This is a genomic window from Microbacterium sp. 13-71-7, from assembly GCF_002257455.1.
In the GTDB taxonomy this organism is placed as follows: domain Bacteria; phylum Actinomycetota; class Actinomycetes; order Actinomycetales; family Microbacteriaceae; genus Microbacterium.
Genome location: NZ_NCKN01000151.1, coordinates 1 through 10,181 on the forward strand (window position 1 = coordinate 1; position 10,181 = coordinate 10,181).

A 10,181-nucleotide genomic window follows, 5' to 3' on the forward strand; every position below is an offset into this window, starting at 1 on the left:
CGGACGAGGCGGGCTGCTCAGGCTGCTGCTCTTCAGTCACGGATCCATCCTACTGGACGGGAGTTTCGGATCTTGTGAACCACGGGTGCCGGCGGTGGGACTCGAACCCACACGTCCTTTCGGACAAAGCATTTTGAGTGCTCCGCGTCTGCCATTCCGCCACGCCGGCCCGGATCGACTGTAGCGCACCCTGGGATACGACGAGGGCCGGTCCCCGTGGGGAACCGGCCCTCGTGCGCGTCCTACTTGACCTGGTAGGCCGGAGCGGCGCCCTGAACGGTGTCGCCGACCCGGTGGATGCGCAGGTCGTTCGTGGAGCCGACGATCCCGGGAGGGGATCCGGAGATGACCACGACCTTGTCGCCCACCTTCGCCAGGCCGGATCCGAGCAGGTGCTCGTCGACCTGGTGGAACATCATGTCGGTGTGCGGAACGAAGTTCACGAGGCTCGTGCGCACACCCCAGGTGACGGCCAGACGGCGGCGGATGCCGGGGTCTGGCGTGTACGCGAGCATCGGGATGCGCGAGCGCAGACGCGCCAGACGCCGCGCCGAATCGCCCGACTGCGTGAACACGCAGAGGAACTTCGCCTCGACGAACTCCGCGACCTCGAGGGCGGCGAGCGTGATGGCTCCACCCTGCGTGCGCGGCTTGGTGGTCAGCGGCTGGATGCGCTCCAGGCCGTGGTCCTCGGTGGACTCGATGATCCGCGCCATCGTCTCGACGACGATGACGGGGTAATCGCCCACGCTGGTCTCTCCGGAGAGCATGACCGCGTCGGCGCCGTCGAGGACGGCGTTGGCGACGTCGGAGGTCTCCGCGCGCGTCGGAACCGGGCTGGAGATCATCGACTCGAGCATCTGCGTCGCCACGATGACCGGCTTCGCCATGCGGCGGGCGAGCTCGACGGCCCGCTTCTGCACGATCGGGACGGCCTCGAGGGGCAGCTCGACGCCCAGGTCGCCACGGGCGACCATGATGCCGTCGAAAGCGTCGACGATGCTCTCCAGGTTGTCGACCGCCTGCGGCTTCTCGATCTTCGCGATGACCGGGACGCGCACGCCCTCCTCGGCCATGATCTCGTGCACGCGGGTGACGTCGGCCGCATCGCGGACGAACGACAGCGCGATGAGGTCGGCGCCGGTGCGCAGGCCCCAGCGCAGGTCGTCCTCGTCCTTCTCGCTCAGCGCGGGGACGCTGACGGCGACGCCGGGCAGGTTGATGCCCTTGTTGTTGGACACCGCACCGGCCACGACCACACGGGTGGTGACGACCGTGCCATCGGTCTCCACGACCTCGACGCGGACCTTGCCGTCGTCGATGAGCAGGAAGTCGCCGGGCTTGACGTCCTGCGGGAGGCCCTTGAAGGTCGTCCCGCAGATCTCCTTGTTGCCGAGGATGTCCTCGGTCGTGATCTTGAAGATGTCGCCCACGGCGAGCTCGTAGGGGCCGGCCTCGAACTTGCCGAGGCGGATCTTCGGGCCCTGCAGGTCGACCAGGACGGCGACCGCGCGGCCGGAGTCCTCCGCGGCGCGGCGGACGTTGGCGTAGTTGTTCTCGTGCACGGAGTAGTCCCCGTGGCTGAGGTTCAATCGGGCGACGTCGACGCCCGCATCGATGAGGGCCCGCACCGTCTCATACGTCGAGGTTGCGGGGCCGAGTGTGGCCACGATCTTGGCACGTCTCAATGCGTTCTCCGATAAGTGTCAGGGGGATGGAATAAAGGGCCACGCTGCCGGGCCCAGCCTACGCGGGCTAGACCCCGATCGCGACATCCGACGGGCGGACCGGAGCGGGCAGCACGGTGTCGCCCATGAGATGCCGGTCGACGGCGGCGGCCGCGGCGCGGCCCTCCGCGATGGCCCACACGATGAGGGACTGACCGCGTCCGGCATCGCCGGCGACGAACACGCCGGGGATGGTCGAGGCGTAGTCCTCGTCGCGGCGGAACGCACCGCGGTCGGTGCGCTGCGGCCCGTCCTCGCCGTACGCCTCGTACTCGGGGCCGGTGAAGCCCATCGCGATGAGCACCAGATCCGCCGGGATCTCCCGCTCCGTGCCGCTCTTGGGCACGCGTCGTCCGTCGACGAACTCGGTCTCGGCGACGCGCAGAGCACGCACCTCGCCCGCCTCGTTGCCGAGGAACTCGACGGTGGAGGCGAGGTACTGCCGCTCTCCGCCTTCCTCGTGCGCCGAGGAGACCTCGAACACGGTCGGCATCATCGGCCACGGCTGGTGCTCCGGCCTTCCCGACGAGGGCTGGCGGCCGATCGCGAGGTTGGTCACGCTGAGCGCACCCTGACGGTGCGCGGTGCCGATGCAGTCGGCACCGGTGTCGCCGCCGCCGATCACGATCACGTGCTTGCCCTCGGCGGTGATCTGGTTCGGGACCGGATCGCCGGCGACCGCCTTGTTCGACTCGACCAGGTACTCCATCGCGAAGTGCACGCCGTCGAGGTCGCGTCCGGGGATCGCGAGCTCGCGCGGCAGGGTCGCCCCCGTCGCGATCACGACGGCGTCGTACCGGGTGCGCAGATCCGCCCAGCTGATGTCGGTGCCGATGTTCACGCCCGCGCGGAAGCGGGTGCCCTCCTCGGACATCTGCCGCAGGCGCGCGTCGAGGTGCGACTTCTCCATCTTGAAGTCGGGGATCCCGTACCGCAGCAGCCCGCCGATGCGGTCGTCGCGCTCGAACACGGCGACGGTGTGACCGGCGCGCGTGAGCTGCTGGGCGGCGGCGAGGCCGGCAGGACCGGATCCGACCACGGCGACGGTCTTGCCGGTGAGGCGGGCCGGCGGCTGCGCCTCGACCCAGCCCGACGCGAACGCCTCGTCGATGATCGAGACCTCGATCTGCTTGATCGTGACGGCCGGCTGGTTGATGCCGAGCACGCATGCGCTCTCGCACGGCGCGGGGCACAGCCGCCCGGTGAACTCCGGGAAGTTGTTCGTCGCGTGCAGGCGCTCGATCGCGGCGCGGCCCTCGCCGCGCCAGGTGAGGTCGTTCCACTCCGGGATGAGGTTGCCCAGCGGGCAGCCCTGGTGGCAGAACGGCACACCGCAGTCCATGCACCGTCCGGCCTGGCGGCGGAGCACGGCCGAATCGCCCGGCTCGTACACCTCCTTCCAGTCCATGATCCGGACCGGGACAGGCCGGCGTGCGGGGAGCTCGCGCTCCGTGACGGTCAGGAAGCCCTTGGGATCAGCCACCGGTCACCTCCAGGATGCGGGTCCAGACGATGGAGCCGTCGGGGTCGATCCCCTCGGCCTCTGCCTCTGCGCGGGTGCGCAGCACGGCCGCGTAGTCCCGCGGCAGGATCTTCGTGAAGGCGGCGGCGAAGTCGTCGTCCGCCAGGATCGACGCGGCGAGCGGGGATCCGGTGCGCTCCACGTGCTGTGCGAGCAGTTCGCGGAGCTCCTGCGTGTCCACCTCGTCGAGCGGGAGGAGCTCCAGCTCCCCCGAACCCAGCGACAGCGGATTGACCCGCTCCGGCTGCAGGTCGTGCACGTAGGCGATGCCGCCGGACATGCCGGCGCCGAGGTTGCGGCCGGTGCTCCCGAGGATCACCGCGACACCTCCGGTCATGTACTCCAGCGCGTGGTCGCCCACGCCCTCGGCGACCGCGATCGCCCCGGAGTTGCGGACCAGGAAGCGCTCGCCGACCACGCCGGAGATGTGGATCGTGCCGCTCGTCGCGCCATAGCCGATCACGTTGCCGGCGATCACGTTGCGGTGCGGCTCGAACGTCGCGTCGCGGTGCGGCCGGATCGCGATCTCTCCACCAGAGAGGCCCTTGCCGACGTAGTCGTTGGCGTCGCCTTCCAGGGAGATCGAGATGCCCCGAGGTAGGAACGCCCCCAGCGACTGGCCGGCGGTGCCGTGCAGCGAGATGCCGATCGTGCCCGCGGGCAGGCCCTCTCCGCCGTGCTGGACCGTGACCTCATGACCGAGCATGGTGCCCACGGCGCGCTCGGTGTTGCGGATCGGCAGGTCGAAGGAGATCGGCGCCGACTGGGCGATCGCCTCGCGTGCGGCCTCGAGCAGAGGCGCATCGAAGTGCTTCTCCAGCTCGTGGTCCTGCGCGCGGGCGCTGCGGCGCGGCTCGTCGGCGGGGAACGCCGGGCCCTCGAGCACCGGCGCGAGGTCGAGCCCGTCCGCCTTCCAGTGCTTGATCGCGGCGTCCGTGCGAAGCAGATCCGCCCGTCCCACGATCTCCTCGAGGCTGCGGAAGCCGAGCGCGGCGAGGTGCTCGCGCACCTCCTCGGCGATGAACTCCATGAAGTTCACGACGAACTCCGGCTTACCGGTGAACCGCTCGCGCAGCACCGGATTCTGCGTGGCGACGCCGACGGGACAGGTGTCCAGGTGGCACACCCGCATCATGATGCAGCCGCTCACGACGAGCGGCGCCGTGGCGAAGCCGAACTCCTCCGCACCCAGCAGGGCGCCGATGATGACGTCGCGGCCGGTCTTGAGCTGACCGTCGACCTGCACCACGACGCGGTCGCGCATGCCGTTGAGCATGAGGGTCTGCTGTGTCTCCGCCAGCCCCAGCTCCCACGGGGTGCCCGCGTGCTTGAGCGAGTTCAGCGGGCTCGCGCCCGTGCCGCCGTCATGTCCTGAGACGAGCACGACGTCGCTGAGCGCCTTGGCGACGCCCGCCGCGACCGCGCCGATGCCGGACTGGCTCACCAGCTTGGTGTGGATGCGGGCGTTCGGGTTGGCGCGCTTCAGGTCGAAGATGAGCTGCTTGAGATCCTCGATCGAGTAGATGTCGTGGTGCGGCGGCGGCGAGATGAGGCCGACGCCGGGTGTCGCATGCCTGGTGCGCGCGATCCACGGGTACACCTTCTGCGGCGGCAGCTGACCGCCCTCGCCGGGCTTGGCGCCCTGGGCGAGCTTGATCTGGATGTCGTCCGCCTCGGTGAGGTACTGGCTGGTCACGCCGAACCGCCCCGACGCGACCTGCTTGATCGCGCTGCGACGCTCCGGGTCGACGAGACGGTCCGGATCCTCACCGCCCTCACCGGTGTTCGACTTCGCGCCGAGCCTGTTCATCGCGATCGCGAGGGTCTCGTGCGCCTCCTGCGAGATGGAGCCGTAGCTCATCGCACCGGTGGAGAACCGCTTCACGATCGACGACACCGGCTCGACCTCGTCGATCGGGACCGGGGGCCGCTCCCCCGTGCGCAGCTCGAAGAGGCCGCGGAGCGTCTTCAGCTCCTTGGCCTGGTCGTCGACCAGCTGGGTGTACTCGCGGAACACGTCGTACCGGCGGGTGCGGGTCGAGTGCTGCAGGCGGAACACCGTCTGCGGGTTGAACAGGTGCGGGGAGCCGTCACGGCGCCACTGGTACTCGCCTCCGGTCCAGAGCCGCTCGTGCGCACGCGCCGCCGCATCCTCGGGGTACGCGAAGTCGTGGCGCGCCTGGTTCTCGGCGAACACGTCCTCGATGCCGATGCCGCCGAGCTTGGTCTCGGTGCCGGTGAAGTACGCGTCGACGAGCTCCTGGCTGAGGCCGACGGCCTCGAACACCTGCGCGCCGGCGTAGGAGCTGACCGTGGAGATACCCATCTTGGACATGATCTTCAGCACGCCCTTGCCGAGCGCGTAGATGAGGTTGCGGACCGCCTTCTCCGGCGTGATGCCGGTGATGTAGCCGGTGCGCACGAGGTGCTCCACCGTCTCCATCGCGAGGTAGGGGTTCACCGCGGACGCGCCGTAGCCGATGAGCGTCGCGACGTGGTGCACCTCGCGGACGTCGCCCGCCTCGATGATCAGCCCGACCTTCATCCGGTCCTCGCGGCGGATGAGGTGGTGATGCACGGCGGACAGCATCAGCAGCGACGGGATCGGGACGAGGTCCTTGTTGGAATCGCGGTCGCTGAGGATGATCAGCTCGGCGCCGTCCTCGATCGCCGCGTCGACCTCGGCGCACATCTCGTCGAGGCGCTGCGCGAGCGCGTGCGGGCCCACGTCGAAGTGGTAGAGCCCCTTGATCGTGGCGCTGGACCGCTCGGGACGCGCCCGGTCGATGTGACGGAGCTTCGCGAGCTCGTCGTTGTCGATGACCGGGAAATCCAGCACGATCGTGCGTGCGTGATCGGGTCCCCAGTCGAGCAGGTTGCGCTCGGGGCCGAGCCCCAGCGAGAGGTTCGTCACGACCTCTTCGCGGATCGCGTCGAGCGGCGGGTTGGTGACCTGTGCGAACTGCTGCACGAAGTAGTCGAAGAGCAGGCGCGGGCGCTCCGAGAGCACGGCGATCGGCGTGTCGCTGCCCATCGCGCCGAGAGGCTCGACGCCCGTCTGACCCATCGGGGTCAGCAGGATCCGCACCTCCTCCTCCGTGTAGCCGAAGGTGCGCTGGCGACGGGTGATCGAGGCGACCGGGTGCACGATGTGCTCACGCTCCGGGAGGTCGGCGAGGCGCACGCGCCCCTCGTCGAGCCACTCCTGCCACGGGTGCAGGGTCGCAAGGTCGCGCTTGACCTCCTCGTCCTCGACGATCCGGCGCTGCGCCGTGTCGACGACGAACATCGTGCCGGGCTGCAGGCGGCCGCGGCGCTTGATGCGCTCCGGCTCGAATTCGAGCACGCCGGTCTCGCTGCCGATCACGACGAGGCCGTCGGTCGTCTCGGTCCAGCGACCGGGACGCAGTCCGTTGCGGTCGAGCGTGGCGCCCACGACGGTGCCGTCGGTGAAGATGAGGGCGGCGGGGCCGTCCCACGGCTCCATCTGGTTCGCGTGGTACTCGTAGAAGGAGCGCAGGTCGGGATCCAGATCCGTCTGGCGCTCCCACGCCGCCGGCACCATCATCATGATGGCGTGCGGCAGGCTCCGGCCGGTGAGCGTGAGCAGCTCGAGCACCTCGTCGAAGGAGGCGGAGTCGCTCGCGCCGTCGGTGCAGATCGGCAGCAGGGGGCGGATGTCCCCGAGCAGCTCGGACTCGAGCTGCGACTGGCGCGCCCGCATCCAGTTGCGGTTGCCGCCGACCGTGTTGATCTCTCCGTTGTGGGCCAGCATGCGCAGCGGCTGCGCGAGCGGCCAGGACGGGAACGTGTTGGTCGAGTACCGGGAGTGTACGACCGCGAGCTCCGAGGCGAACCGCTCGTCCTGGAGGTCGGGGTAGAACGGCTCGAGCTGCAGGGTCGTGACCATGCCCTTGTAGCCGAGGGTGCGCGCCGAGAGCGAGACGAAGTAGGCGCCGAGCTCATGTCCCGCGCGCTTGCGCAGCCGGTACGCGACCCGGTCCAGCGCGATGCCGGACAGGGCTTCGGCACCGCTCGAGGCGGGGCGCGAGACGAACAGCTGCTCGAAGGCAGGCCGGGCCTCGTCGGCCAGCTTGCCGAGGTGCTGGTTTGCGGTGGGGACCTCGCGCCAGCCGAGGACCGTGAGGCCCTCTGCACGGGCGATCTTCTCGATCCCGGCCTTCTGCTCGCGGCGCGTGCGCGAGTCGAGCGGCAGGAACGCGAGTCCCGCGGCGTACTCGCCGACCGGGGGAAGCTCGAAGGACGTGACGGCCCGCAGGAAGGCATCCGGCATCTGCGTCAGGATCCCGGCTCCGTCGCCGGTTCCCGCGTCGGACCCGATGGCGCCGCGGTGCTCCAGGTTGCGCAGCGCCTCGAGGGCGAGCGCGATGATGTCGTGGCCCGGCTCCCCGCGGAGCGTCGCGACCATGGCCAGGCCGCAGGCGTCCTTCTCGAACGCGGGGTTGTACATCCCCTGCTTCGGGGGGTAGGCGCCGGAGGCGCCGTAGGGAGGCTGGAAGTACACCAGTCACCGTCCTCAGATTTCTGATGAACCCGGGGACATCATCGGCCCGCTCGTTCAGTGCGTGATTCCCGGTGGACGTGCGTCCACCGCAGCGAGGCTCCTGTCGGTGCCGTTCTCAGGGGCGGGAGACGGCGCTCGTGGCGTCCGCCTCCGCGCGATTCTCGTCGGACTGAGGCTCGCTCAGATCGACGAAATCATCGGGGTTGTGCGATTCTACCCCAGCGTCGCTCGGCTCCCGACCCGGCTGGTACGGCGAGGGCTCGTACCCGGGGTGGCGGCGGGCCTGGACGAAGAGGATGACGATGCCGAGCACGACGCCGAACAGCGCCGCCCAGACGTTGGTGCGCAGCCCGAAGTAGATCTCGCTCGGATCGATGCGGATCGACTCCCAGACCATGCGTCCCGCGCCGTACCAGATCAGGTAGACGGCGAACAGCTTGCCCCACTGCAGGCGCAGCTTGTGGCCGAGCCAGAGCAGGAACAGGCAGCCGAGGGTGTTCCAGATGACCTCGTACAGGAACGTGGGATGGAACAGCGTCCCGGGCGCGAGGCCGGCGGGGAAGGCGACGTTCGTGGGCTCGATCTCGAGGCCCCAGGGAAGGTCGGTGGGGAGGCCGAACAGCTCGTGGTTGAACCAGTTGCCGAAGCGGCCGAAGGCCTGCGCGAGGATGAGGCCGGGGGCGAGCGCGTCGGCGAACGCGGAGAAGCGCACCCCGGTCCACTTGCAGCCCAGCCAGGCGCCGATGGCGCCGCCGATCAGCGCGCCGAAGATGGCGATGCCGCCCTCCCAGATCGCCCAGACCGAGCCGGGCTCGAAGGGGTTCCAGGTGTTCTTCCCCGGGCCGAAGTAGAAGCCGGGGTGCGTCAGCACGTGGAAGATCCGCGCTCCGATGATCGCCAGGGGCACCGCGATGATGCAGATGTCCACGACGACCCAGCGCTCCGCGCCGCGCTTGCTCAGCCGGTGGTTGGTGAGCAGCGTCGCCACGATGATGCCGGCGATGATGCACAGCGCGTAGAAGTGGATCTGCAGCGTCCACCCGAAGATGTTCAGCGTGAAGTAGCTGACCGGCGGGCTCGGGATGCTGGCGTGCACGCCGATGAGGGCGTTCTGGAGCGCGAAGGGCATGGTCACGAGTCTACGTCGTCAGGGCGCCGTCACCGTGCGCGCGCGGTACCCGTGGCGAGTTCGCGGGTCACCTCGGCGAGCCGCTCCACTCCCCCGTCCCGGAGCGCTCGCACGAGGGCCGTGCCCACGATCGCGCCGTCGGCGTACTCCAGCACGCCCGCGATCTGGTCCGCCGTGGATATCCCGATGCCGACGCAGGCGCGCCCCGCGCCGTGCGCGCGGAGCCGCCCGACGAGGGTCCGCGCCGCCTTGTCCAGCTCGGCGCGCTCTCCCGTGATGCCCATGGTCGAGACCGTGTACACGAAACCGGTCGAGCTTGACGCCACCAGGTCGAGCCGGGCGTCGGTCGACGTGGGCGCGGCGAGGAAGACGCGGTCCAGGCCCGTGCGCCGGCTCGCGGCGATCCACTCCGGTGCCGCCTCCGGCGTGATGTCCGGGGTGATGAGCCCCGCGCCGCCCGCGGCGAGCAGGTCGTCGGCGTAGCGGTCGACGCCGTACTGCAGCACGGGATTCCAGTACGTCATGACCACGACGGGAGCGTCCACGGCCTCCGTGATCGCCTTGACCGCGGTGAACAGGTCGCGCATCCGGAAGCCGTTGGCGAGCGCGGCCTGCGTGGCCTCCTGGATGATCGCGCCGTCCATGACGGGGTCGCTGTACGGCGGGCCCAGCTCGATGATGTCGACGCCGTTGCGCGCGAGCGCGATCGCCGCGTCGATGCTGGTCTGCAGGTCCGGATAGCCGACCGGCAGGTAGCCGATGAAAGCACCGCGTCCGGCGTCGTGCGCGCGCTGGATGGCCTCTTCGACGCGACTCATGCGCCGGCTCCGTTCTCTGCGGCGCCCTCGTCGTACAGTCCGAAGTAGCGGGCCGCGGTGTCCATGTCCTTGTCGCCGCGCCCGGAGAGGCAGACCGCGAGGATCGCGTCGGGACCGAGCTCCTTGCCGATCCGGATGGCCCCGGCGAGGGCGTGCGCCGACTCGATCGCCGGGATGATGCCCTCGGTGCGGCTGAGCAGGCGCAGGGCCTGCATGGCCTCGTCGTCGGTCGCCGGGATGTACTCGGCGCGACCGATCGCGGCGAGCCAGGAGTGCTCAGGGCCGACGCCGGGATAGTCGAGCCCGGCCGAGATCGAGTGCGACTCGATCGTCTGCCCGTCCTCGTCCTGCAGCACGTAGGTGCGGGCGCCGTGCAGCACGCCGGGGCGGCCGCGCTCGATCGACGCGGCGTGCTTGGGGGTGTCGACGCCGTCGCCGGCCGCCTCCACACCGTACAGGC

At 70.0% G+C, this 10,181-nt stretch carries 5 protein-coding genes, 1 tRNA gene and 1 pseudogene; all 7 read right to left on the reverse strand.

What is annotated here, in order from left to right:
* Window positions 1-86: 86 nt before the first annotated feature.
* Window positions 87-169, reverse strand: a tRNA-Leu gene (locus tag B7X32_RS14095).
* Between the two features lie 73 nt (window positions 170-242).
* Window positions 243-1,688, reverse strand: a complete 1,446-nt coding sequence (gene pyk / locus B7X32_RS14100) for a pyruvate kinase (RefSeq protein ID WP_292720796.1) — start codon at window positions 1,686-1,688, stop codon at window positions 243-245.
* Window positions 1,689-1,755: 67 nt separating this feature from the next.
* Window positions 1,756-3,210, reverse strand: coding sequence for a glutamate synthase subunit beta (locus B7X32_RS14105; RefSeq protein WP_292720798.1), 1,455 nt, complete (start codon window positions 3,208-3,210; stop codon window positions 1,756-1,758).
* Entirely contained in the window at window positions 3,203-7,720 is a 4,518-nt protein-coding gene (gene gltB / locus B7X32_RS14110) for a glutamate synthase large subunit (RefSeq protein WP_292720808.1), read from the reverse strand. Before gltB ends, B7X32_RS14105 begins: the two co-directional genes overlap by 8 nt.
* A gap of 169 nt (window positions 7,721-7,889) precedes the next feature.
* Complete coding sequence (gene lgt / locus B7X32_RS14115) at window positions 7,890-8,903, reverse strand: prolipoprotein diacylglyceryl transferase (RefSeq protein WP_292720801.1); 1,014 nt, start codon at window positions 8,901-8,903, stop codon at window positions 7,890-7,892.
* A 29-nt stretch (window positions 8,904-8,932) separates the two neighbouring features.
* Window positions 8,933-9,721 (reverse strand): tryptophan synthase subunit alpha, encoded by a 789-nt coding sequence (gene trpA, locus B7X32_RS14120; RefSeq protein ID WP_292720804.1) that lies wholly within the window; start codon window positions 9,719-9,721, stop codon window positions 8,933-8,935.
* Window positions 9,718-10,181 (reverse strand): annotated as a pseudogene (locus B7X32_RS14125) (pyridoxal-phosphate dependent enzyme); the annotation flags it as partial. The pseudogene B7X32_RS14125 and the gene trpA, both read right to left, overlap by 4 nt.

Excerpts from the sequence above, each read along its gene's own strand:
- lgt (WP_292720801.1), bottom strand. The coding sequence starts at position 8,903 with ATGCCCTTCGCGCTCCAGAACGCCCTCATCGGCGTGCACGCCAGCATC.
- trpA (WP_292720804.1), bottom strand. The coding sequence starts at position 9,721 with ATGAGTCGCGTCGAAGAGGCCATCCAGCGCGCGCACGACGCCGGACGC.
- gltB (WP_292720808.1), bottom strand. The coding sequence starts at position 7,720 with ATGTACAACCCCGCGTTCGAGAAGGACGCCTGCGGCCTGGCCATGGTC.